Below are 22,819 nucleotides of genomic sequence, written 5' to 3' on the forward strand. Positions count from 1 at the left end.
CAAGACAGAGGAGTTGAGCGGTGTAACGGGGTTATGTCCTAGATGACGTACCGTTAGCTTGAGGTTAGTAGTGATTGGGAACAAAGCTCTGTTTACTTTTGGGGGGCCGCAGATAGCCGATATCTTCCTGGCGTTCCGGAAGCTCGATGGGATCTGGCGTTAAGTCCTCATAGGGAATCATCGTCAGGATATGATGGATACAATTCAAACGGGCCCGCTTCTTATCGTCCGCCGCCACCACATACCAGGGCGATCGCTTAATGTCCGTATGGGCAAACATTTCATCCTTGGCAATTGAATACTCTACCCATTTTTCCCGCGCTTTCAAATCCATCGGACTCAGTTTCCACCGTTTGGTTGGGTCATCAATACGCGCTTGAAACCGACGTTCTTGCTCTTCGTCACTGACTGAGAACCAGTATTTAATCAGAATAATCCCCGATCGCACCAACATACATTCAAATTCGGGGCAGGAGCGTAGAAACTCCCAGTATTCCTCTTCAGAACAAAATCCCATCACCCGTTCAACCCCAGCTCGGTTATACCAACTGCGATCAAACAGGACCATCTCCCCAGCCGCCGGTAAATTGGGCACATAGCGTTGGAAATACCATTGACTCTTTTCTCTCTCAGTGGGGGTTCCCAGAGCCACAACGCGGCAAATCCGGGGGTTAAGGCATTCTGTAATTCGCTTAATGGTTCCTCCTTTCCCCGCCGCATCACGACCCTCAAAAATAATCGCAACCTTTAAGCCCTTTTCCTTAATCCAGGTTTGCAGCTTGACTAACTCTATTTGCAGCCGTTTAAGCTCATTTTTATAAACCTTCTTGGGAATGTTTTTCGTCGGCTTCGGCTCTTCTGACGTGATGATAGTCGGGTCATACCCATTGCCAATCGTCTCAGACGTCGCCCCTAAATCAGTCTGAACTTTCTTGTTTTTCTTTTTCTTACCCATTTGCAATAAAACTAAACAAAATTAACAAGCTGTCACCATGCCCGTCGCCCTCATTATAAAACACTCCTCCAAACTTGACCCTCACTCCCCCTCTCCCTCTCCCCTCCTCTCTCCGTGTCCTCCGTGACTCCGTGGTTCCCCCTCCCCACTCTTTCCCCTAACGACGCACCCGACAGATCACATCATGAGGACAATACTGACAAGCATAGTATTGCCGATCCGGTTCCACAGGATAATCCCCCCGGTGTAAATGGTCTTTAAGGCGATCGCTAAACCGTTCTAGGGCCTCGCGATCAACCTTATCCCGATGTCCCAAAGGTTTCGCCTTAGTCAGAGAGTAATAATAAGACCGGACCGACGCCGTCTCAGCCTCCTGAGCCTGTAACTGTTGACCCAATACATCCCCATAGAGGGGCAATTGAACATCTAAATTGGCCTGACCCTGTTCATCCTTAGCCCGGCCAGGACGGTTAGAGCGGCTCTTATACTCAATGATGACATAGCCCGAGGGAGTGCGGTCAACCCGATCCACGACCCCCTGCACCCGGAAGCCATACCACTCGCCCTCAAAGGACTGTTCCGTATGTAAGATTTGGCTATCCTCCCCCAAGAAGGACTCCTGAGATAGGGTTCGCCGCAGGCGCTGTAAATGGTCTTTGCGTCTTGCCCCCCAGGCGGCCAACTCGGGTAACTGTTCCAACTCCTCCGCTTCCCGGAACGCCGCATCTAAATGGTCCAGCAGAGCCTGACGTAATTCAGTCGATCCAGTCTCTAATGCGTTGCGGGTTGCCAATTCTAAGGTTTTATGGTAGAGGCGACCTCGCAATCGTCCCGATAACTCCGTCTCCGCTTCCCGTAACTCCTGAATTTTGAGTAAATCCCCCGCGAACCACTTAAACGCACATTGACCTAAATGGGTCAGTTGGGAGGCACTAAAGCAGCGCGAGCCAATCTCTAGGGGAATCTCAGTCTGACCCTGAAAGCGATCGCGGTTTCCGTTGGCGAAGCCAACGCCCTCCGACCCCTGTTGACGGCTCAGCTCAATGGACCAACTGCGGGCCGCATGAGTTAACACCGCATCCTCTCGGGGGAGAGACTGACGTAACCCTCGCTGACGCAATTCCTGCCAACTGGCGATTGCCCCATCATTCTCAGCCTCCCGGACTTCAATCCCGAACCTCCCTAAATAGGGACTGGCCAACATGGGAGTTTTCCGGATTTGTCGGGGATAGGAGAAATAGAGCTGTGAGGCGGAACGAAATAATTGAGCAAACAGTAGCAATTGTCGTTGACTGAGAACTACAGCGGTTTCAATGGCAAAACCTTGGTTCTGAAGCTGTTTACGATGGTACCAATCCAATAACGGCTCCCGTGGTAGAGGAGACGGGGTCATCCCTTCCGCGACCCCCAAAACCCAGAGATGACGATACCGGGCCCCCACCACGGCCGCCGGAGATTGCAAGGCGATCGCCCCCTGGGGAGGGGGAACAACCACCGGCACTAAGGCGAGAGTATCCCGCAGTTCCTGGGCGAATTGCTCTAAGCTGAGGTGAGATGTCCCCAGACTCTCCAGATGCGCCAGGGCCTTGTCTAAGGCTAACCCCGTCGACTTAACCTGGGGGGATTGCTGACCCCGGTGCAGAACCTGCCAATGGTCTAAAAGCCGTCGCAGTTGTCGTAACCAGATTGGGCGTTCGTGAAGCCTGGGGGAACCGCCCTCGCCACGAGTCCAGTCCTCTAAGGGAGATAGATTCGCCCCACAATCGCGCCAAGATGCCAAGGTTTGGGGATGAAACCGTCGGACGTTGTCCCAGTCAATCTGTCCGATTCGCGTCTCCTCTGTGGGGGTGAGGGGATGGCGCAGGAACGCCGCCGTAGTCTCGAACTCAAAGCGCGATCGCACCGTATCCAGAGCCTGTTTAAGCCAAGACCCTAACCCGGTACTCAAGAGCGATGGTGAGTTGCTGTGATAAATGGGTAACTCATACTCCCAGGCAACATCTAACACCATTGGAGCATAGGCCGCGTCATCCCAGGTCACCAGCGCTAACTCCTTCGGGGGGACCCCCTCACCCAGGCGACGTTGGAGGTCACGCAAGACCCCCCGGACTTCTTCCTCTTGGTTCAAATAGTGAGTTCCCCGGGCCTGAGCCAAGGAAACCGGACAACTCTTCGGCTCAACCCAGGTGTCGTTTCCCCTCTTCCGGGAGGTCTCAACGGTCCAGCCGAGGCTCTGGAATTGAGCGATCGCCCGCTCCTGTTCCTTGACTCCCAACGCCGTCCCTGCTGCTAGATAGACCACTGATCCCGCAGCGGCGATCGCATCTAAAAAGGCTAACCGAGGTTGTCGTTCAATCCATTCAGGATAGCCCAACAGAGAAATGGGCCGTGGGTCTGGCTTTAACTGGGTGGCTCGCTGATAGACCTGGGCTGGATCAACGTGATGTTGGCGTTCTAGCTCACGCTCATACGCCAAACTCACCCGCAGCAATAGACCCAAGCTAGAGGAAGGCGGGGTACATTCAGCCAGGTCAGAGCGGGAGGAGGGGGAGCGCAATAGGGTCATCATCCCGGGTCTCAACTGACGTTCCAGAGTTCTGAGATCTGGTCTGGGTTGACGGAGTTGCTGGGGCCACTCCCCCGATTGCAGAATCTGGTCTAAAACCTTCAACCGACCTTGATAGGCGATTAGCGGCGATACCACCTGCCAGCCTCTTTGCTCACAGCATTGACGGGCCAACAGGTCTAGGGAGCAGTAGGGAACCCCCAGAGCCTGAGCTTGGGAGGGGTGAGCGCAAATGACCTGAGTTCCTGGGGCAATCGTTTCAGACCCATCGGGGCCCTCAAACGCCCCCTGACTGTGAATTTTAAGACTGCGCATTAGCCCCATCTCCCAATTCTCACCCTGACTTAGCCGTTACGTTGGGAGTCCTGTCATTAAGTTGGATATCATCGAACATAGAGGTATCTCCTTACCATCACCCCGGCATGGGGCCATGAACCTTCATGTCAGTCTAGGCTCCCATCATGATTTTTACCGGAGTCACACAACCATGTATAACAATCAGTCTATCACCCAAATTTTTTCGTTGCTCTGTTTTTTAGGTGCTGTCACCCTCGTAGTTTTAGATGTTTTAGTCCCCGATGAGAGCCGCTCTAGTCGCAATCCTCAAGGGGCCGAGCCGGCGGGTTCATCACCATCCCTCTTATCATTACTAGACATTCCGGTTACCACGGGTCTAAATACCCTAGGGGGATTCCGTCCCCCAGTAACAGCCCCCGCCTCCTCTGGGGAACGTTCCTCGGATACCGTGCGACTGGTGGTATCGTTGAGTCAACGTCAGGTTGCCCTATATCGAGGAGACAGCCGTAAGGCTGAGTATCCAGTCGCGATTGGTCAAACCGGTTGGGAAACTCCTACAGGGGCCTTTGAAGTCATCGAAACCCAGAAGTATCCTACCTGGGAACATCCCCTCACCGGAGAGAGGATTCCCCCAGGCCCGAGAAACCCCTTGGGCGATCGCTGGATTGGGTTTTGGACCGATGGCCGGGTTTATGTTGGCTTTCACGGTACGGCGGACGAGTCTTCCATTGGGGTGGCTGCTTCCCATGGCTGTTTACGTCTGTCGAATACCCATATTCGGGAGTTATTTGAGCAAGTAGAGCCGGGAACTCCGGTCATGGTTCAGCCTTAGGTGATGACTCCCGTGCCTCAGAGTGACTAAGGCTCTTTTGCCTGTTGTTCTTCGGCCTCAAAGTTCTCGGCATAGGCTTCTAGGAGCATACTCACCTGAGACAAAACCTCTTTTGGGTTGGTTTTCCCCAAAAGTTGTCGTTCGGGGAAGAACTCCGGATGAGCCAAGCTCTGATCAATGGCATCGGTAACCTGCTTACTAATGAGATCCGAGAGTTGTTCCCGGGCCCGCGATCGCTGGAAATTAGCCCCTTCTTCCGTGGTCGCGTAGAGGGGGGGGAGTCGGTTCAGGGCATAGGCGGCAATATCCCCTACATCGAGGGTGCGGTCTGTGGTGGCTTCAATTTCGGCGACTTTCGTAATCGCCTCCGATAGCACCAACTCTTCCATGACATTGATAAACTGCTTGCGCGGCAAGACAACAACGTCACCGGTTAGCAAGGCCCCCATCAAGCGATCGAGGGACATATATTCTTCAATAGACAGTTCCGAAGCGGTATTACAAATGCGCCCCACTTCAGCTTCCATAACGGGGGTTAAATACCCGTCAGACAACGCCTGTTCAACAATTTTGACAATGCTCATAGCGGCTATCGGTTAGTCTTGCTACATCGATGCAATGGATCACCGCACCGTCCGTCAGAGATCAGAAATACAACAATTTACCTGAAACTCTGAGATTATACTGTTTTTTTTCAGGTCAAGTTCAGTGTTTCGATGATTTCTCACAATCCCAGGGGGGGCGAACCTGGTAATTTAGCTATTTCAACCCCAATCCGAGCCAGGGTGCAGGGTCAACACATTCCCCATTTACATAGAGTCCCCAATGGAGATGAGGACCCGTGGAGATACCGGTAGACCCCACCCGGCCAATTCGCTCGCCGGCTTCAACCATCTGTCCCTCTTGTACCTCAATTTGGCTCAAGTGAATGTAAATGGTGGTCACCCCCTGTCCGTGGTCAATCCCCACAGTATTCCCATGCAGCTCAAAGCCTTGAGCCACGGTTCCGACGAGGGCGACTCGACCCCGGGCCGCTGCGACGACGGGCGCACCGGTTGGGGCGGCGTAATCGAGTCCACGGTGGTAATAGTTGTCGGCCCAGACGCCGTTGTAGTAGCGACGTACGCCGTAGGGGGTAGTAATGGGGCCATCGCTGGGATGGATAAATGGACCTGTCCAGAGCCGTTCTGGGGTGACTGTGGCTTTGAGGTCATCCATACGGTCAAATTCATAGTCAGTTCCGGTGATGGCGTTCACGGAGGGAGAGAGCCAAATTTCTTGAATGGTGAAATTGCGATCGCCCAGGGGAACATCGACTCGTTGCCGTTGGTCTCCGGACTGGGCTTCAATGGCAAAAGAACCGGGAGTATCAAGAGGGGTCGTCGGAATAAAGGCGCGATAGCGATTTTGACCGACGGCAAAGGTTTCATAGCTGCGGCCCCGGGCCCTGAGGGTGGGGGCTTGTTCCCCGTCGGTTTCCACCAAGACGGAGAGGGTTTCTCCTAAACGGGGTTGTTCTGGGGAAACTCGCACCTCTAGGGCCATGGCCGGAGCTGTCATCATTACCCAAGTCCCGATGACGGCGGACAGGGGTTGCGTAAGGGAGCAGTTGAGGGGATTTAGCATAACAGCAAGGGGGGCTGGTGTCGCCAGTCGTGATAAAAATGGATTTAGCGCTCGATGCTACTTACAGAGCTTCTCGGGATGTTCCGGCGAGTTTGAGAGGTTTACCCCTCTCCGGGGGCATCCACCGGTTTAACATAAACGACCAGTTGACGATTCACCAGATATTGATGTCCTCCATCATCTCGGATACAAAAGTAAATGGGATCTTGCCACGCGAGCCGTCCCACTAGGCGATCGCCGGTGGTGGTTTGTAGTTCAATGGGGGTATGTTCTTTGACGTACTGTTGTAGGAAACGAATGCTCGGTAAACTCGTATCCATTTCAATCGCCATAAGTCCGTCTCCTGACCGATGATAAAAAGACCTATCCTGGGCATCGTTGCGATCGCCCTTGTACCTGCTACCATACCACCTCTCGTGAAACGGCGTTAACGCTACTTCAGTACAGACTCCAACCCAGATCTAAGGATTGACTCGCTATGACAACGTTGATGTTTGAGAAATATCATGGTTTAGGCAATGATTTCATTCTGCTTGATAATCGCCACAGCCATGAACCGCTCCTGACTTCCGAGCAAGCGCAACAGATCTGCGATCGCAATTTCGGGGTTGGGGCTGATGGGGTGATTTTCTTGCTCCCTGGCCAGGATGATAGCGATTACACCATGCGGATTTTCAACTCCGATGGCTCAGAACCGGAAATGTGCGGCAATGGTATCCGCTGTTTAGCCCAGTTTGCGGCTCAACTCGACGGACAAGAGCAGGTCACCTATCGCATTCATACCCTAGCCGGGGTCATCACCCCCGAACGGCAAGGGGACGGACGGGTTAAAGTGAATATGGGAGAACCCCGTTTATTGGCGGGGCAGATTCCCACAACCCTCAAGGCTGAGTCAGAGAAAGTTGTAGATGTGCCGTTAACCGTGGGCGATCGCACCTGGCAGGTCACCACCGTGAGCATGGGAAATCCCCATTGCATCGTCTTCGTGGATGATGTGGCCTCTGTTCCTCTGGAGCAACTGGGTCCTGAGTTTGAACATCATGCCCAATTTCCCCAACGCATTAACACGGAGTTCATCGAGGTCACTCAGGGAAATTACGTAAAAATGCGGGTGTGGGAACGGGGCGCAGGTGCTACGCTGGCCTGTGGCACAGGAGCCTGTGCTTCTGTGGTCGCTGGTGTCCTCACGGGGCGCTGTGACCCCTGCACTACCGTTGAACTGCCCGGTGGGAACTTGGAGATTGACTGGTCAACGGGAGGAGTGGTGTATATGACGGGACCCGCTAGTTTTGTCTTTTCAGGGACACTCAACTTGTAGTCTGGTGAAGTCATCCCGTTAGAATTAGAAGACAACGGGGTATGGTGAGCCATCGCCAAAGTCCAGGTCACGTCAACATAAGTAAGGTATAGAGGATAACCCATGGGTGGAGGCATTTATCTAATCCAGGACGACGAGCAGTTAGTCGAGATGACCGAGCAAGCTTACGAGTCCGAAGAACAACTCCAAGAACTACTCGAAACCTATCCCAATCTCCTGGCGGGGGATCAGATCGATACTGCACTGCCACGTTACTGGCTCTTAGTTCGCCGTGAAACGCCCATCCCCACGGAAGAAGATGGGGCAGGTCGTTGGTCTGTGGATCGCCTCTTCATTGACCAAAATGCCATTCCGACCTTGGTTGAAGTCAAACGCATTGATAACAGTCGCCTCCGCCAAGAAATTATCGGTCAGATGTTAGACTATGCTGCCAATGCCAGCATCTACTGGCCCATTGACACCATCGTCTCCCAGTTTGAAACCAACTGTCGTGAACAGGGACGAGATCCTGAGGAGGTCTTTGAGGAGTTTTTAGGGGAAGAAGCCAACGAGGAGCGGTTTTGGCAGAAGGTCAAGACGCACCTACAGGCGGGCAAGATTCGCCTAGTCTTTGTGGCCGATCGCATTGCCCCAGAACTACGGCGGGTGGTGGAATTTCTCAATGAACAAGTCGATCCGGCGGAAGTTTTAGCCTTAGAGGTTAAACAATATGCGGATCACTCCCCTGAGACCTTGCGTTTACTGGTTCCTCGGGTGTTGGGTCAAACGGCTGAGGCTCGTCTCAAAAAGTCCAGCGCTACCCGTGAACGCCGTCGTTGGGATGAAACTTCATTTTTCCCAGAATTTGCCAGTCGCCGGGGCGAAGAAGAGGCAGCAGTGGCACGAAAAATCTATACCTGGGCCCAAGAAAAAATGCCCCATGTGGGAGTGCAATGGGGTAAGGGAGATAACTATGGAGGCTTTGGGGTCTATTTCAAAGACAGTCGCGGCAAAGTTGGGGGTGAGTTGTTTAACATCGGCATTTGGGGCGGCTTAGAGTTATCCTCTCAAAACTACGGCTCACAACCTCCATTTAATGAGAGTGAGCCCTGGAATGAACTGCGGTCTAAGTTTAGTTCTGTGGGCATCGCCTTGCCGACTAATCCCACGGAAATTCGTTTTCCCTATCTGAGACTGTCGGCATTGCAAGATGATTTGATGTTGGAGCAGATTTTGCAAACCTTCACTTGGGCGGTGGAAAAAGCGAAGGGGGTTTAGGGGGGAAGAAGGCAAGAGGCATAACCCACCCCTGCCCCTCCCAGGAGGGGATGGCAAGAGGCAATAGGCAAGAGGGGGGCTTTGGGGTTGGGGTTAGTTGTTTCTGTCTAGGGATTGGAGGGAGGCGTTAAGTCCGTTGCGTTGAAGTTCTTCGAGGACGGCTTCAGCGCGATCGCGGTGGCGGAAGGCTGCCGATTGGGTGATGCTGCCGTCGCGGCGGCGTAGGGTTAGGGCGTCGGGCATTAAGACTTGAACCAGTTGTATGTCTTGGTCGCTGCGGGGGATGACGGTGATGCGGAATTGTAAACGGGTTGGGGGGACGTTGGCACTGGCGTAACTGGGGGGGGCTGGGGGAGCACCCGGTTGATGGGAGAGGGCTGTGGTGGCGGGGATGGGGAGATGACCGCGATCGCCGATGGGAGGGTTACCATCGGGAACGGGTAACGGGGGTAAGTCCCCGGCTGAGGGAATCGAGCGCGAGGGAGTCGGAGGCTGGTAGCTGGGATGGGGACGATGGGCGAGTTGGGGAACCTGAGGTTTGGAGGGCTCTGGGGGAGACGATCGCTGTTGCATCTGCAAGGCGCTGGCACTCCCCCAGGAGAAGACCTCAACGGTATCAGCGGCTTCTGATGCTCTGGGGGTGCTGGGTCTCTGGGTTGGGTGGCTAGAGGCTTGAGGGGCCCGTAGCCGACCGATATTACCGCCCTGGTTATTGACAAAACGGTTGTTTTGTGAGAAGGCTTCGGCATCAGGTGCCATCGCCACCCCCTGATTGCCGTTCTCACGTAAGGTACTATTAACAATCCAGAGACGGCCCGACTCCAACCAAACCCCATGTCCTTGGGGATAACTGACTGTTACCCCATTCAACCCAGACCCATCTACGCCAACCAGAGCGGCCTGTTGGCTACCATAAGCCGTGTCCAGGCGATCACCCCCGTGAATCACGACCCCCTGACCCTGTTCCTGGGGATTACCATAGAGCGTAACCCCAGGACGCAGCCGTAGGGGAAACTGCTCCCCCGTAGCCCGGCTGTATGTTCCGGGACTGAGCATAATCACCGTATTGGCCTCAGCCCGACTGAGGGCATAGGTAATGGTTTGCAGCGGGTTGGCTTCTGTGCCACCATTGGGCTGATCGTTTCCCCGACGAGGGTTGACGAACAGCAAGGTCGCCTGAGACGATCGCGGCGGCGACAGTGGCGAACTCACCTGACTGACCCGAAGATTGCCGCCTCCAGATTGGGCGATCGCCGGCTCAATAGTGATAGGATTCGCCAGTGTAAGAGTGACAGCCCCCGCTGCCAACAGGCTGACTTGACCAAATGATAACCCCATAGCAGTAAATCCTAGGTGCGAGATCATGCAACATCTAGCGACGGGTCGATGTCCTCAACTCAATCCTATGTCAACTGTAGAACAGCACTCATGAATCGCCGGGAAAACAACGAACCTACCGTCATTGAGGGGACGATGTCACTTGAAGGACAACCCCATCACAACGCCCACCTCACTCCTCCCTCCGTTTGCCGGATTCTGGATGCGAACCTCGATCGCGCTCGGGAAGGGATACGGATTGTTGAGGAATGGTGTCGTTTCGGATTGAACAACGCTGAGTTGACCAATACCTGCAAACAAATGCGCCAGGAACTCGGCCGCTGGCATAGCGCCCAACTTCGCTCAGCGCGTAACACCCCTGATGACCCAGGTGTGGACCTCACTCACCCTCGCGAAGAACGACGGGAGAATGTAGAACAGGTCTTACAGGCTAATCTCTGTCGCGTCGAGGAAGCCTTACGAGTCCTAGAAGAATACGGGAAACTCTATGACCCCGACCTTGGCCGTGCCTGTAAGCAGATGCGATATCAAGTTTATACCCTAGAAAGTAACTTTCTGGCCGATCAACGGCAGCAAAAATTAAAACAAGCCTCCCTCTATCTGGTCACCTCCCCGAGCGATCGCCTCTTTGAGGTGGTTGAAGCGGCACTCCAGGGCGGACTGACTCTAGTGCAATATCGGGATAAGGATACCGATGATGTCACCCGACTCAACACCGCGCAAAAGCTCAAACATCTCTGTCATGACTATGGGGCCCTATTTATCCTGAACGATCGCGTGGATTTAGCCCTAGCCATTGAAGCCGATGGGGTCCATTTAGGCCAGCAAGATGTCCCCATTTCCTTTGCCCGCCAACTCCTCGGTTCACAGCGGATTATCGGTCGTTCCACCACTAGCCCCGAGGAAATGCGCCGGGCCCTGGCTGAAGGTGCGGATTATGTAGGGGTTGGGCCCGTCTATGCCACTCCCACCAAACAGGACAAAACTCCCGCCGGTTTAGACTATGTTCGCTATGCGGCGGAACGATGTCCAATTCCCTGGTTTGCCATTGGTGGCATTGATATGAATACCCTACCCCAAGTCTTTGAAGGGGGAGCAACTCGGGTGGCCGTTGTGCGGGCCCTAATGCAAGCGGAACAACCCACCCTGGTGACGCAGTATTTCCTCTCCCAGTTAGCCTGGATCAATCGGATGCGTCGTCGCGATGAGCAAGGTTAAGCGTGGGGCAATTGTTAAACTATCGGGCCCTCTTTGCTGAGTCAGAACCGGCTATCTTCGCCACCTTTGAGGCTGAACTGGGGCAAAAACTGCAAGAGTTGGATCAGCAGTCCCCCCCAGTGGTGGTTCTCTTGGCGGAACCTGAGCCAATCTCCTTTTTGGCTGGGGTGTTGGCGGCCCAAATGCGAGGTGTGGCCCTGATTTTGGGGAATCCGGGTTGGCGATGGGGGGAATGGCAACAGGTACAGGAGCAGGTTCACTATACCCTGGCTTGGGGAGAAGTGCCGATTCCGGCTCAGCGGGGGTTAGCGGTGAGTGCTTATCCCCCCGCCGCGACGCTGCTGATTGCCACTGGGGGAACCTCGGGGCGGATTCGTTTCGCGGTACAAACCTGGGACCGGCTCACGGCCTCGGCTTTGGGGTTTCAGGAGCATATTCAGGCTCGGGAGATTCATTGTTGCTGTACGTTGCCCCTATTTCATGTCAGTGGCTTGATGCAGGTTGTGCGATCGCTCGTCACGGGGGGGCGACTGGTATTGAGTGATTACAAACGCTTAGACGCTGGGGAGTTGCCACCTCTGAACCCGGAAGACTTCTGGATCTCTTTAGTGCCAACCCAGTTACAGCGATTGTTAGGGAATCCTGAGATTATCCCCTGGTTACGGCGCTTTGCGGGGATTTTAGTGGGGGGAGCACCTCCCTGGCCGGCTCTGTTGCAGCAGGGGCGATCGCACTCTCTCCCTTTGGCACTCACCTATGGCATGACGGAAACGGCCTCTCAGGTGGCCACCTTGCTACCCCAGGAGTTTTTAGGGGGCAACAACAGCAGTGGTCGCCCTCTTCCCCATAGTCAAATTAGGGTCTGTGACCCCAGTGGAAGCCCCGTTAAGCCGGGGGAAATGGGTCACGTGACGATTCAATCCAAATCGTTAATGTGGGGCTATTATGAGGATTTTAAGGGGGGGATTTCGCCGTTAGAGACTCTGGTTAGTGATGATTATGGCTACTTCGATGAAGCGGGTTATCTTCATCTCCTCGGCCGGGGGAGCCAGATGATTATTACGGGGGGAGAAAAGGTGTTTCCCGGGGAGGTGGAAGCCGTCTTACGGGACTGTCCGGGGATTGAGGATGTCTGTGTGGTGGGGATGGCTGATGAGGACTGGGGGCAGGTGGTGGTGGCGTTATATGTGCCGGCCGGGGGTGAGTCCTCTGAGGGGATTGTGGCGGAGGGGCGATCGCGCTTATCGCAACAGTTAGCCCACTATAAACATCCTAAATGCTGGTGGCCTACCGAGGAGATTCCCCGCAATAGTCGCGGCAAAGTTGAGGTAGAGGCTGTCCAGCAGCTTATCTCAGCGTTTAGACCCAGCAAACAGGGCCCCAAACACGGCAATGATGAGTAATGTCAGATAGCCAAAAACAGCAAGCCAATCTAAAACGAACGTAGTGTCAATAATTGCGAGCATAGGGGAACATTTTGCGTTTTTTTGCAATTAATATTATTTTTTTAGGCTCAATTTTTGAGTTTAAGAAACTTAAATGATTGGCGTAATGGTACGGATTATTATGAAAACCTCTGTAAAAATAACCAGATGCTTCAAGTCGTTACCGATTGACTCATCCTTTGATGAGGACTTTATCTCATGGTCACCCACCCCAGCCGCTCCAATTGTACAACAGGTATCCGTGGACTCCTCAGTGCCATCGTTTTTGCATGGCTTTGGAATTCTGCCCCTGCTTTCGCGCAACTGATTCCCGATCAGAGTCTGCCGGAGAACTCTCGCCTCTTGCGAGATGGGAGTCGGATTCACGTGGAGGGAGGAACCCAAGCCGGGGGGAATCTCTTTCACAGTTTTCAGGAATTTTCCATTCCCCAAGACCTTCAAGTTCACTTTGACAACGCTGCCAGTATTGAGCGCATTATCACCCGCGTCACGGGGGGCGAGATGTCACAACTCGATGGTCATCTCAGTGCCAATGGGGCGGCGAGCTTTATTTTAGTCAATCCCCAGGGCATTGAATTTGGAGAACGTGCCCGACTCTCCCTGGGGGGAATGTTCATGGCAACCACCGCTGAGGGACTTCAATTTGCGGATGGTAGTATTTGGGGGACATCGCCTTCTGAAACCTCCACTCTCTTAACGGTATCTACACCCGTGGGGGTACAGTTTGGCGATCGCCCAGGGCCCATTCTCAATCGTTCCTTGGCCCTAGATGACCAGGGAACGCCGATGGGATTAGGGGCCTTACGCCTATCTCTATTGGGGGGAGAAGTGCATTTTGAGGGAGGACAGGCGCGATCGCCCCTCTCGGTGACGGTGGGAAGTTTTGGCCCTGGGACGGTGGTGGGCCTGGATGGCCAGGGCGGTATCGCTGAGGTCAATTCTCAGGAATTGGGGACGATTCGACTCAGTCGCCAGGGAGGAATCGGGGGTGGGGCGATTCGGCTGTTGGGCGATCGCCTAGAGATGACGGAGGGGGCGCAAGTGGTGTCCCTCAACCCTGGGATGATGGCCATCGATATGACAGACTCAGTTCATCTCGATGGGGAGTCCCAGATGATTTCTCTCAATGGCCCGGATTTAGAGATTCAAACTGGAACCTTTCGCCTAGAAAATGGCTCGCGCCTTGTGGCCAGTCAGGGCAATGAAGGGGGACAGGGGGGCGCGATTCGTATCAATGCCCGGGAGGCGATCGTCCTCCGTGGTGTCGGCTTTGAACCCTTTAACCTCTTCCTCGCCGGGGCCGCCACCGGACAGTTAGACCCGGAGGGAGACACCATTGGCGGCATCTTCTCGTTTACCACGGCCGGCCAAGGGGGTGAGGTTGAGGTGACAACGGGCGGCGACTTCACTGCTGAGAATGGGGTAATTCTGTTTATGCCAACCTTTGCCGGGGGACAGGGGGGAAATCTCACCCTTGAGGTTGGGGGGACACTGTCCCTCAATGAAGGGGCGATCGTTAATGCCACAACCCTAAATAGTCGGGGAGTCGGGGGTGATACGGATGTGAAGGTTGGGTCGTTGAGGTTAGCCAATGGTTCCACGTTAGCGAATCTGACCCTCGGAGATGGCCCCGCTGGGGATATCTCCATTCAAGCCCAGCACCGGGTTGAGGTTCTCGATAGCCGGCCCGATGCCTTTGTCCCAACGGGTATTTTCAATAACTCCCTCTTTGGCAGTGGGCCCGCTGGGGATATCACCATTGAAACTGGGGATTTTATCAATCGTGGTGGCGGCTTAGTGACCTCCAATACGGGAGGAACCCTGGGTGGCGGTTTAGTCACGGAGGGGGGTCCTGGGGGCAATATCAGCATTACGGCCGAGAATTTAATGCAGATTGTTGGGGTATCCGCTGATGGACAATTGACCAGTGGCCCGGGAACTACCACCTTCGGCGTCTTTCCCGCCGGGAATCTGACCCTCAATACCCGCCGCTTGGAGATTGGTGATGGGGCCATTGTCTCTACGGCGACGGTGGGGGCCGGAGATGCGGGAACGCTGACGGTGAATGCCCGGGAAGTGGAGGTATTTGGGCGATCGCCCATCACGGGATTACCGAGTATCTTAGTCTCCTCCTCAGGACGGGGTGATGTGCCTTTAGATGCAACGGGGGAGGGAGGAGATTTGCGCCTGGTGAGCGATCGCCTCACGGTTCGGGATGGGGCGGTTTTAGATGTGCGGAGTTTTGGCAGTGGTAGTGCCGGCCTGTTGGATATTCAGGCCCGAGATATCCTTCTCGATCGAGGTGGGAGTTTGAGTGCGGCCACGGTGACTGGATTGGGGGGAAATATTCAGGTGCGATCGCAAAATCTCCAACTGCGGCGGGGTAGTGGTATCAGTACCAATGCCGGAAGTACCGATGGAGGCAATATCCGCCTCGATACAGCTACTTTGGTGGCCCTAGAAAATAGTGATATTACCGCCAACGCCCTTGAAGGACGAGGGGGCCGGGTCAGCATCACCGCTGAGGGAATTTTCGGCACTGAGTTTCGCGAGGTGCAAACAGACCAAAGTGATATTACCGCCACCTCGGCCCTGGGGGCGGAGTTTAGCGGCATTGTGGAAATTAACACCCCAGATGCGGATAGTACAGCGGGGTTAGTGGAACTTGAAACAGATACCACCGACCCCAGCGAGCAAATTGTCCAGGATTGCCTAGGACAAGACAACCGCTTTAGCATCATCGGACGCGGGGGCCGTCCTGAAGATCCGCAACTGGGGTTAGCTACCCGTCTGGGTTGGCGAGATCAGCGGGATTGGCGCACCTTAACTGGGGAACCGCAAACCCCCCCTCCCCAGCCTCAAACTCAGACTCCCCCGTTGCAAGAGGCGACAACGTGGGTGATGTCGGCCACAGGCCAGGTGTCGTTGGTGTCTCAACAAAGGGAAACGGAGGTCTTCCTCAACTGGAGCTGTCCGTAGTCAACCGGGTTGCCAAAGTATGGTACAACGACATCAGTGATGGCGTTAACGGATTGAGAATCGCATGAGACGAGTATTTGTATCGGCTGGCCATGGCGGCTATGAAGATGGACAAACTGACCCAGGTGCGATCGCCGGTGGGACTACCGAAGCCCAGGAGATGATTCTGTTGCGCGATCGCCTCCTGAGCGCCCTACAAGCTCGTAAAGTCACGGCCCTCTCCATCCCAGACGACCTCAACCAAGACCAAACCATCACCTGGATTAATAATCGCGCCCAAGCCAACGATGTGGCGATTCAACTGCACACCAACGCCGCCCTCAACCCGGAAGCGCGAGGCACAACGGTCTATTACATCACCAACAACAACGAACGGCGCTTAGAAGCGGAACGACTCCTGAGAAGTTTACTCCAGCAGGTTCCCCAATTTGCCAACCGAGGGGCCCGTCCCGACTCTAGCACCGCCACGGGCAAACTCCTCTTTTGTCGAGCCGTCGCCGTTCCCTCCCTTTATATTGAAATTGGCTTTCTCACCAATCCCACCGATCGCAGTCTCATCCAAAACCGACGCCCGGCGATCGCTGCTGGTTTAGCCGATGGCTTGCTAGCCTGGGTCAACCGCGCCCCAGAACTGCCACCCCCCGATGTCACCTACCCCACCATCAACATTCACATCAACGGCCAACGCTACGGGGAACCGGGAATTCTGATCAATGGCAATTCTTACATTCCCATTGACTTAGCGGATGCCCTGGGGGTGGATTTAAGTGATAATGAATTGGTGCGGCGGGTGTATTATCGAAACGTCGTGTATGTGAAAGCGGTTGATTTACGCGAGTTCAATATTTCCGTAGGTTGGAATAACGATGACCGAGCGGTCGTTCTACGTTCAGCGGTCGCCATTTGCCCCGGTCATGTTGACCGCATTATGGGCATCGGCAACACCACAGAAACCCAAATGAATGTGTTTCTAAAAAATGACAATTCCGATGCTCTAAATCAGTTTCCAGACCTAGCGAGACTCTATCGAGAAGAGGCAAGTATTGAGGGTGTCAATAGTGATATTGCCTTTGCCCAAATGTGTTTAGAAACAGATTTTCTCCGCTTCGGTCGTGGCATCAACGCCAGTCAAAATAACTTCGCCGGACTCGGCGATGCGGCAGGAAGTGCCGGGGGAGCGAGATTTTCCTCAGCCCGAGTTGGAGTTCGCGCCCACGTCCAGCATTTAAAGGCTTATGGGAGTGTCGAACCGCTTGTCTTAGAGGTCGTTGACCCCCGCTTTCGCTTCATCTCCCGAGGCATCGCCCCCCTCGTCCAACAACTCTCCGGCCGCTGGAAATCCGATAGCAACTACGGCGATCGCATCCTAGCCATTCTCCGCCAACTCTACGAATCCGCCGGCATCCTATAACCCCCCCCTATTGCCTATTGCCTATTGCCTCTTGCCTCTTGCCTCTTGCCTTCTTCCCCCTATTGCCTATTGCCTTCTTCCCCCTATTGCCTATTGCCTCTTGCCTTCTTCCCTAACACACAAAAACCCCGGTGGGGCAAAATTCCGTCACCCACAGGCCCAAGTCCTCATCGGGAATTTCCCGTTTGACATGATCACAAAGGGACTGGGCCTGTTCCGGAGTTTCCGTCAGCGCAAAGACCGTCGGGCCAGACCCAGACATCATTGCCCCCAGAACATCCCCCTCGGACATCACCTGACGTAACCGCGCCACCGAGGGAAACTCCGGTAACACGACTTTTTCCAGGTCGTTGTAGAGCAAGCGACCGATTTCTCGCTTATCGTGATTTAACAGAGCAGACATCATGGGCCCTGCATGGAGAGACTGGCGGCGTTGTGCTTGGGCATCATCCCCAGTGGCGTAAGTATGGGAGAAACGCTCCCGGAAGGTTTTATAAGCCCAGGGGGTGGAAATCGCTAGACTGTGATGTTTGGCTAAGACCACCGATACTCCTTCCATACTGGGAAGCGGGGTAATCTCCTCCCCTCGACCACTGGCCAGAGCCGTTCCCCCACTAATACAGAAAGGAACATCGGAGCCGAGTTCAGCCGCCAAATCCCAGAGTTCTGGCTGAGTGAGTCCTTGCCTCCAGAGGAGGTCTAACCCCACCAGGACCGCAGCGGCATCTGTAGACCCCCCGGCTAGTCCCGCAGCGATGGGAATGACTTTATCGAGGTAAATGTCCAGCCCACCCAAGTTATGATGGGTTTCCGGGTAAGTCTGGGCCATTAACTCGGCGGCTCGCAGGGCCAAGTTGCTGCGATCGCCTGGAACTCCCGGCGTATTGCACTGAAGCCGGAACTGTTCAAGGCCATTAACCTGTAACCAAAGGCGATCGCACAGGGCCACGCTCTGCATGATCATGGCCAGCTCGTGATAGCCATCGGGGCGATCGCCAATAATCTCTAGATATAGGTTAATCTTGGCAGGGGCGGAGAGAGTGCAGCGTTCCATGAGTTTGGCTAAACGGTGGATAGAACCACAATTATCATTGATCAAGCTATCCTAGAAGGAGGATTTTGGGGAAATGGCTATGCGTCACTATCGATTTACAGCTTTAGGCTTAGCCCTAGCCATGGTGCTAGGGGCCTGTGGTCCGGATGAACAAGACTTCAGTGCCCCTGGAACGGATGAAACGCCAGTGGCGGAACAGGTTCCCATGAATGGGTCTGAGAATGGAGAGGATGAGATCCCTGAAGCAGAAACCTTTGAATCTCCCCTCGTTGAAGAAAACAATGTCATAACCGCCGCCCCGACGGGTCTAATTTCCTCAACCAATCCTCAGGAGCGCAGCCGCCAGGTGCAACGCAATTTGGATGCTACCCGCGATGATAATGGCGATCCCTTTGGCATCTTGCCAGTAGAAGTCTCTCGCAGTCAACGCCAGGCAGAAACGGTAACTCGGCAGGTCACTGGAGCTCCTGCCCCCGGGGCCCAAGCTACAGGGGCGGGAGCAGGCACTCCGGCGGCTGGGGCTAGGAATGGTCAACCAGCTGCGGCCACCGATGGGATTACGGCGGGCCCTCCCCTTCCTCCTCTAACGGGGCAGATGGCTAACCCCCTGCCGGCCGTCGATGCTCAGGAATTTGCTATTCCCCGTTTACGTCCTGCCCGTAGCATTGAGTTTGACGCCCTTGATGAGGAAGAACTGGCTATTTTGGAGGGACCCCGGGAAGCCGACCCACCGCAAGATGTTGTCACTGAACCGCCACCACCGGCGATCGATTTGGCTCAGGGAACTCAGGTAACTGGGGTCATGCAAGTTGGGGGAGATATACAAATTATCCTACAAACTCCCGGGTCTGCCTTTAGTCGTTATGTGCGGGTGGGGGATACTGTGGCGAATGGGGAGGTTCGTGTTGTTCGTGTTGAACGGCTACAGGGAGAGCCTGTGGTGATTCTGGAGCAAAACGGGGTGGAAGTAGCCCGGGGTGTGGGAGAGCCCGGCATCGTCCCTGAGAATAACAACATGGCAAACTCCAACTTAATTAGCCGACGTTAGCTCGTTTGTGTTGTATTGAGAGGATCAATTGGGTCATGAAAAAATACGCTATCCTTATCGCGTCATTGTTAGGTTTAGGCCTCGGTTTTGAGGGGTCTTTGCTGCCGGGTTTGGCTCAGGATTCTCGTAATCCTCAATGCTCTCCGGCCTCCCTGTTAGATTCGGGGGTTGGCTATGGTCGCTGTAATTATGGAGATGGACGCAGTTATATTGGCTCGTTCCAAGACTTTTTACCCAACGGACGGGGAATTTATACCTTGGGGGATGGGACTCGTTATGAGGGTGAGTTTAGAAACGGTTTACCCCATGGTCAAGGCCGCTTGATTCTTCCTGATGATGCTCGCTATGAAGGGCGATTTGTTGAGGGGTCGATTCGTGAGGGGACTGCCTTTTTTACCAATGGCGATCGCTATCAAGGTAGCTTTGGCGGTACTTCTCGGACGGAAACCGTGACGGACTTGGTGCCGACGGGCCGCAGAACCACGAGGGGCGAAATGATTTTAGATACCCAGGAGGTTCAACGGGTCTTTCTTCTGAGTCAACCTGATGGGAATGGGGAATATATTTTCTCCAATGGCAATCGCTTCCAAGGGGAGTTTTTCGCTGGCAAACCCTTTGGACGAGGGACGTTCCGCCATTCTACTGGGACAACCTGCACGGGGTTTTTCTTTACCAATAACTTTGATGCTAATAATGCCACCTGTACCTATGGGGATGGCCGTCGTTATGTGGGGGAACTGCGACAGGGACGACCTCATGGCACAGGAACGATGACGTTCCCTGATGGACGGCGGGTGGTTGGAGCCTTCCGCTTAGGTCAACCGGTTAGTTTTAGCGGCTATTAGTAACCTGACCCCGGTGACCGATATAAGACGGTCGTGGGGTTCTAAGTGGGTCCCCCGTGCTAGGGAAGGACGGGGGACGGGGTGGTTAGTGGAACTGAGGACTGTGGCGAATTAACCCCATGAACTCTTGGCGTGTGCGTGCATCATCGGAAAACACGCCTCGCATGGCACTGGTGGTTGTCCAGGAACCGGGTTTTTGCACCCCACGCATGACCATGCACATATGGGTGGCCTCAATGACCACGGCGACCCCTTGAGGCTGGAGAACGTCTTGTAGGGCGTCGGCGACTTGTCCGGTGAGACGTTCTTGAACCTGGAGGCGACGGGCGAACATTTCACAAATACGGGCAATTTTGGAGAGGCCAATCACCTTGCCGTTGGGGATATAGGCCACATGAGCATGGCCGATAATCGGCAGCATATGATGTTCGCAGGTGCTGAAGAGGGTGATGTCACGTACCAAGACCATCTCATGGGAGTTCTCGTTAAAAATTGCTCCGTTGAGCAGTTCCTCCATGGATTGGTTATATCCTGAGGTGAGGAATTGCCAGGCTTTGCTGACTCGTTTGGGGGTGTCTCGCAGTCCTTCGCGATCGGGATCTTCGCCAAGTTCAGTTAACAGGGTGCGAATGGATTGACGCATTTCCTGTTCGGAAACGGTGCTATGTCCGTTGGTCTCCAGTTGTTTTTCAAGTCGATCTGTACCGATGAGTTCGGAAGAATTGGATAGTGTCATTAGGCTGTTGTAAATCAGTAGCTAGTCGGAAAATCGGAAATTAGATTCATTCTCAGCAAGGCGGCAAAAAAAAGCATTGCTCAGGACGGCAGATGATTAGCTGCTATTGAATCTAGGAAACATAAATGTTCCTCCAAAAAACGCGAGGGAATCTACGACGGGGATGAACCGCCGCTGGGCAGATTTAGAGGCTCACCACGCTGCGATCGCAGGGGCTGACTGGAATGCTGTTAACGAAGTGTTGTAAAAAGTTGTATGAATTTTTTATTTTGGCTCTGAATACCGCATTGGCTAGGCGATCTATCTGTGACAACTTGGGAGAGGTTAACCCCTGGATTGGGGGCGATCGCACGGAAAAAATACGGTGTTGAAAGCATGGTCAAAGACAAGTCCAGTCCCGATTTTGTTGGGTTTTTTAAGAAAATTTGGTTAGATTGGCTGGAGTTGCCGTGGCGCATCAAAACCCAATTTTGAAAACCCATGACAACAGAACATCACCGTTAATCACCTTAGCAATTCTAACACCTTTTTCAGAAGAACGCCGCGATAATGACCAAAATATTTTATTTTAAGGAGTCTCCCCGTTAGTACAATCCAAGAAAAAGCGTTACCCAGCTTCAGCACTTTTAATATCGAAAGCACTTAAATCCGTCTCCGCTGGGGCCAACAGTAAGGCTTTTTGTTTCATGGTTTTGAAAATATTGTAAAATCCGTTGGCACGAGATGGGGTTAAACTCGCCTGTAGGCCGGTGTCCTGAATGAAGTCGGGGGCGAGCTTGACCACCTCGACTGGGGTTAGTCCTTCGGTTCCACGAATCAGGAAGGCTAGGAGTCCCTTGGTTAACTGGGCGTCAGAATCCCCGTTAAAGTGAACTTTGCCGGCCTCGTCGAGATGTGCGGTGACGTAAACCTGAGAGACGCACCCCTGAACTTTATTTTCAGGAGTTTTCTCAGCCTCGGGCATCTCTGGCAGTTTTTTCGCTAGCCAGAGCAGTTGCTCATAACGCCGTTTGGGGTCAGAGGCGCGCTGGAAGCGTTGAACCATTTTGTCGAGTTCTGGGGGAAGAGTAGGGGTCGTCATCGTCAAATTGTTGAGGATGCTAGGGGCGGTCAAGTCTTAAAAACAAGAGGTCAGAGGGCAATCTGGAGACCCCCAGGCTCAGGTTACGCTGGGGAATAGGAGGCGAGAATCATGGCTCCAGGGAATCCAATACCTCACACGAGAAGGAGCTTGGTTTTCTCCTGGGTTGTGGAAGCTTGGCGATCGCCCCCCATGGTCCCATAGAGTTCACAGGAGTTGTTGGGACTCTCATATAGCCGTAACTTCTCCAAGCTCAACCCCAGCTCTTCTAAGGGCCCGAGGAGCAAATCCCGGATATAAATGGCGATATTTTCAGCCGTGGGAACCCGAGTTTCAAAGTAGGGAATATCTTTATTGAGGAAACGGTGATCCAGAGGTTCAATCACCACCTCCTGAATCAGATGACGTAACGCCCCCAACTCCACCACCATCCCCGTGCGAGGATTGACCTCTCCCCGAACCGTCACATCCAGATGGTAGTTATGACCATGACCATGAGGACGGGCGCATTTACCATAGACCCCACAATTGGTTGTATAGTCGAGGTCTGGGCGAGCCAGGCGATGGGCCGCACTGAAATAGGTGTTGACGGTCAGACGGGCTTGCATGGTATAAATTCTAAGCTTGTCGGACAAGATACAAAACTTTACTCAACATTATCTCACGGGGCCGGGAATTCGGGTCAAGGAAATTCCGATGACCCCCTAAAATCAGGGTAACGCGACGGAGCCGGTGCTCGCAGGGGAACAGGCGGCGTTATGATTTGGGTAGGCGATCGCGCCCATCTGCCAACCCGCCGCTCAAGGTCGTCCC

General features: G+C 54.0%; 20 protein-coding genes. 9 read left to right on the forward strand and 11 right to left on the reverse strand.

Going from position 1 to position 22,819, the window contains the following annotated elements; all coding sequences use genetic code 11:
• Nucleotides 1-64: 64 nt before the first annotated feature.
• Nucleotides 65-955, reverse strand: a complete 891-nt coding sequence (gene ppk2, locus NEA10_RS09220; protein WP_252665051.1) for a polyphosphate kinase 2 — start codon at nt 953-955, stop codon at nt 65-67.
• A gap of 157 nt (nt 956-1,112) precedes the next feature.
• Nucleotides 1,113-3,836: a PD-(D/E)XK nuclease family protein gene (locus NEA10_RS09225; protein ID WP_252665052.1), complete on the reverse strand. Its 2,724-nt coding sequence runs from the start codon at nt 3,834-3,836 to the stop codon at nt 1,113-1,115.
• Between the two features lie 172 nt (nt 3,837-4,008).
• Between NEA10_RS09225 and NEA10_RS09230 the strand changes: the two genes are divergently transcribed.
• Entirely contained in the window at nt 4,009-4,650 is a 642-nt protein-coding gene (locus NEA10_RS09230) for a L,D-transpeptidase (RefSeq protein ID WP_252665053.1), read from the forward strand.
• Nucleotides 4,651-4,676: 26 nt separating this feature from the next.
• On the opposite strand, the gene NEA10_RS09235 is transcribed toward NEA10_RS09230, so the two are convergent.
• The 3 genes from NEA10_RS09235 to NEA10_RS09245 all read right to left on the reverse strand — a co-directional run bounded on the left by NEA10_RS09235 (nt 4,677) and on the right by NEA10_RS09245 (nt 6,608).
• Nucleotides 4,677-5,234: a late competence development ComFB family protein gene (locus NEA10_RS09235; RefSeq protein ID WP_252665054.1), complete on the reverse strand. Its 558-nt coding sequence runs from the start codon at nt 5,232-5,234 to the stop codon at nt 4,677-4,679.
• Nucleotides 5,235-5,409: 175 nt separating this feature from the next.
• Nucleotides 5,410-6,213, reverse strand: a complete 804-nt coding sequence (locus tag NEA10_RS09240) for a M23 family metallopeptidase (protein WP_252665055.1) — start codon at nt 6,211-6,213, stop codon at nt 5,410-5,412.
• Nucleotides 6,214-6,377: 164 nt separating this feature from the next.
• Complete coding sequence (locus NEA10_RS09245) at nt 6,378-6,608, reverse strand: Hfq-related RNA-binding protein (protein WP_170189627.1); 231 nt, start codon at nt 6,606-6,608, stop codon at nt 6,378-6,380.
• Nucleotides 6,609-6,754: 146 nt separating this feature from the next.
• Between NEA10_RS09245 and dapF the strand changes: the two genes are divergently transcribed.
• Together dapF and NEA10_RS09255 are read left to right on the forward strand one after the other, a co-directional pair.
• Nucleotides 6,755-7,594 (forward strand): diaminopimelate epimerase, encoded by an 840-nt coding sequence (gene dapF, locus NEA10_RS09250; RefSeq protein ID WP_252665056.1) that lies wholly within the window; start codon nt 6,755-6,757, stop codon nt 7,592-7,594.
• Nucleotides 7,595-7,696: 102 nt separating this feature from the next.
• Nucleotides 7,697-8,851, forward strand: coding sequence for a hypothetical protein (locus NEA10_RS09255; protein WP_252665057.1), 1,155 nt, complete (start codon nt 7,697-7,699; stop codon nt 8,849-8,851).
• Between the two features lie 93 nt (nt 8,852-8,944).
• Here NEA10_RS09255 and NEA10_RS09260 read toward each other — a convergent pair whose 3' ends face one another.
• Nucleotides 8,945-10,189, reverse strand: a complete 1,245-nt coding sequence (locus tag NEA10_RS09260; protein WP_252665058.1) for a DUF1565 domain-containing protein — start codon at nt 10,187-10,189, stop codon at nt 8,945-8,947.
• Between the two features lie 135 nt (nt 10,190-10,324).
• On the opposite strand from NEA10_RS09260, the gene NEA10_RS09265 reads away from it, so the two are divergent.
• From NEA10_RS09265 to tftA, 4 genes are all read left to right on the forward strand, one after another.
• A complete protein-coding gene (locus tag NEA10_RS09265) occupies nt 10,325-11,407 on the forward strand; it encodes a thiamine phosphate synthase (protein ID WP_252665326.1) in 1,083 nt (360 codons plus the stop codon).
• Nucleotides 11,408-11,409: 2 nt separating this feature from the next.
• Nucleotides 11,410-12,810 (forward strand): AMP-binding protein, encoded by a 1,401-nt coding sequence (locus NEA10_RS09270; protein WP_252665059.1) that lies wholly within the window; start codon nt 11,410-11,412, stop codon nt 12,808-12,810.
• A gap of 240 nt (nt 12,811-13,050) precedes the next feature.
• Nucleotides 13,051-15,831, forward strand: a complete 2,781-nt coding sequence (locus NEA10_RS09275) for a beta strand repeat-containing protein (RefSeq protein WP_252665060.1) — start codon at nt 13,051-13,053, stop codon at nt 15,829-15,831.
• A 64-nt stretch (nt 15,832-15,895) separates the two neighbouring features.
• Nucleotides 15,896-17,242, forward strand: a complete 1,347-nt coding sequence (gene tftA, locus NEA10_RS09280) for a hormogonium tapered terminus morphoprotein TftA (RefSeq protein ID WP_252665061.1) — start codon at nt 15,896-15,898, stop codon at nt 17,240-17,242.
• Between the two features lie 112 nt (nt 17,243-17,354).
• Here the strand turns inward: tftA and ispE are convergent, their stop codons facing one another.
• Nucleotides 17,355-18,296, reverse strand: coding sequence for a 4-(cytidine 5'-diphospho)-2-C-methyl-D-erythritol kinase (gene ispE, locus NEA10_RS09285; protein WP_252665062.1), 942 nt, complete (start codon nt 18,294-18,296; stop codon nt 17,355-17,357).
• 79 nt (nt 18,297-18,375) lie between these two features.
• On the opposite strand from ispE, the gene NEA10_RS09290 reads away from it, so the two are divergent.
• Together NEA10_RS09290 and NEA10_RS09295 are read left to right on the forward strand one after the other, a co-directional pair.
• Nucleotides 18,376-19,344 carry a hypothetical protein gene (locus tag NEA10_RS09290; RefSeq protein ID WP_252665063.1) on the forward strand — a complete coding sequence of 323 codons (969 nt, stop codon included), beginning with the start codon at nt 18,376-18,378 and terminating at the stop codon, nt 19,342-19,344.
• Nucleotides 19,345-19,379: 35 nt separating this feature from the next.
• Nucleotides 19,380-20,189 (forward strand): MORN repeat-containing protein, encoded by an 810-nt coding sequence (locus tag NEA10_RS09295; protein ID WP_252665064.1) that lies wholly within the window; start codon nt 19,380-19,382, stop codon nt 20,187-20,189.
• Between the two features lie 85 nt (nt 20,190-20,274).
• Here NEA10_RS09295 and folE read toward each other — a convergent pair whose 3' ends face one another.
• The 4 genes from folE to NEA10_RS09315 form a co-directional block, all read right to left on the reverse strand.
• Nucleotides 20,275-20,925, reverse strand: coding sequence for a GTP cyclohydrolase I FolE (gene folE / locus NEA10_RS09300; RefSeq protein WP_252665065.1), 651 nt, complete (start codon nt 20,923-20,925; stop codon nt 20,275-20,277).
• A 230-nt stretch (nt 20,926-21,155) separates the two neighbouring features.
• Entirely contained in the window at nt 21,156-21,407 is a 252-nt protein-coding gene (locus NEA10_RS09305) for a hypothetical protein (RefSeq protein WP_252665066.1), read from the reverse strand.
• 125 nt (nt 21,408-21,532) lie between these two features.
• Nucleotides 21,533-22,006 (reverse strand): SufE family protein, encoded by a 474-nt coding sequence (locus NEA10_RS09310; RefSeq protein ID WP_252665067.1) that lies wholly within the window; start codon nt 22,004-22,006, stop codon nt 21,533-21,535.
• A gap of 134 nt (nt 22,007-22,140) precedes the next feature.
• Nucleotides 22,141-22,614 (reverse strand): 6-pyruvoyl trahydropterin synthase family protein, encoded by a 474-nt coding sequence (locus tag NEA10_RS09315; protein WP_374111879.1) that lies wholly within the window; start codon nt 22,612-22,614, stop codon nt 22,141-22,143.
• Nucleotides 22,615-22,819 lie beyond the last annotated feature (205 nt).

The sequence above is a fragment of the Phormidium yuhuli AB48 genome, from assembly GCF_023983615.1.
Taxonomy (GTDB): Bacteria; Cyanobacteriota; Cyanobacteriia; order Cyanobacteriales; family Geitlerinemataceae; genus Sodalinema; species Sodalinema yuhuli.

Excerpts from the sequence above, each read along its gene's own strand:
- NEA10_RS09235 (WP_252665054.1), bottom strand. The coding sequence starts at position 5,234 with ATGAGCATTGTCAAAATTGTTGAACAGGCGTTGTCTGACGGGTATTTA.
- NEA10_RS09295 (WP_252665064.1), top strand. The coding sequence starts at position 19,380 with ATGAAAAAATACGCTATCCTTATCGCGTCATTGTTAGGTTTAGGCCTC.
- NEA10_RS09245 (WP_170189627.1), bottom strand. The coding sequence starts at position 6,608 with ATGGCGATTGAAATGGATACGAGTTTACCGAGCATTCGTTTCCTACAA.
- NEA10_RS09305 (WP_252665066.1), bottom strand. The coding sequence starts at position 21,407 with ATGGGTTTTCAAAATTGGGTTTTGATGCGCCACGGCAACTCCAGCCAA.
- NEA10_RS09255 (WP_252665057.1), top strand. The coding sequence starts at position 7,697 with ATGGGTGGAGGCATTTATCTAATCCAGGACGACGAGCAGTTAGTCGAG.
- NEA10_RS09265 (WP_252665326.1), top strand. The coding sequence starts at position 10,325 with ATGTCACTTGAAGGACAACCCCATCACAACGCCCACCTCACTCCTCCC.
- NEA10_RS09290 (WP_252665063.1), top strand. The coding sequence starts at position 18,376 with ATGCGTCACTATCGATTTACAGCTTTAGGCTTAGCCCTAGCCATGGTG.
- ispE (WP_252665062.1), bottom strand. The coding sequence starts at position 18,296 with ATGGAACGCTGCACTCTCTCCGCCCCTGCCAAGATTAACCTATATCTA.
- dapF (WP_252665056.1), top strand. The coding sequence starts at position 6,755 with ATGACAACGTTGATGTTTGAGAAATATCATGGTTTAGGCAATGATTTC.
- NEA10_RS09310 (WP_252665067.1), bottom strand. The coding sequence starts at position 22,006 with ATGACGACCCCTACTCTTCCCCCAGAACTCGACAAAATGGTTCAACGC.
- NEA10_RS09240 (WP_252665055.1), bottom strand. The coding sequence starts at position 6,213 with ATGATGACAGCTCCGGCCATGGCCCTAGAGGTGCGAGTTTCCCCAGAA.
- folE (WP_252665065.1), bottom strand. The coding sequence starts at position 20,925 with ATGACACTATCCAATTCTTCCGAACTCATCGGTACAGATCGACTTGAA.
- NEA10_RS09230 (WP_252665053.1), top strand. The coding sequence starts at position 4,009 with ATGTATAACAATCAGTCTATCACCCAAATTTTTTCGTTGCTCTGTTTT.
- NEA10_RS09225 (WP_252665052.1), bottom strand. The coding sequence starts at position 3,836 with ATGCGCAGTCTTAAAATTCACAGTCAGGGGGCGTTTGAGGGCCCCGAT.
- NEA10_RS09315 (WP_374111879.1), bottom strand. The coding sequence starts at position 22,614 with ATGCAAGCCCGTCTGACCGTCAACACCTATTTCAGTGCGGCCCATCGC.
- NEA10_RS09260 (WP_252665058.1), bottom strand. The coding sequence starts at position 10,189 with ATGGGGTTATCATTTGGTCAAGTCAGCCTGTTGGCAGCGGGGGCTGTC.
- NEA10_RS09275 (WP_252665060.1), top strand. The coding sequence starts at position 13,051 with ATGGTCACCCACCCCAGCCGCTCCAATTGTACAACAGGTATCCGTGGA.
- tftA (WP_252665061.1), top strand. The coding sequence starts at position 15,896 with ATGAGACGAGTATTTGTATCGGCTGGCCATGGCGGCTATGAAGATGGA.
- ppk2 (WP_252665051.1), bottom strand. The coding sequence starts at position 955 with ATGGGTAAGAAAAAGAAAAACAAGAAAGTTCAGACTGATTTAGGGGCG.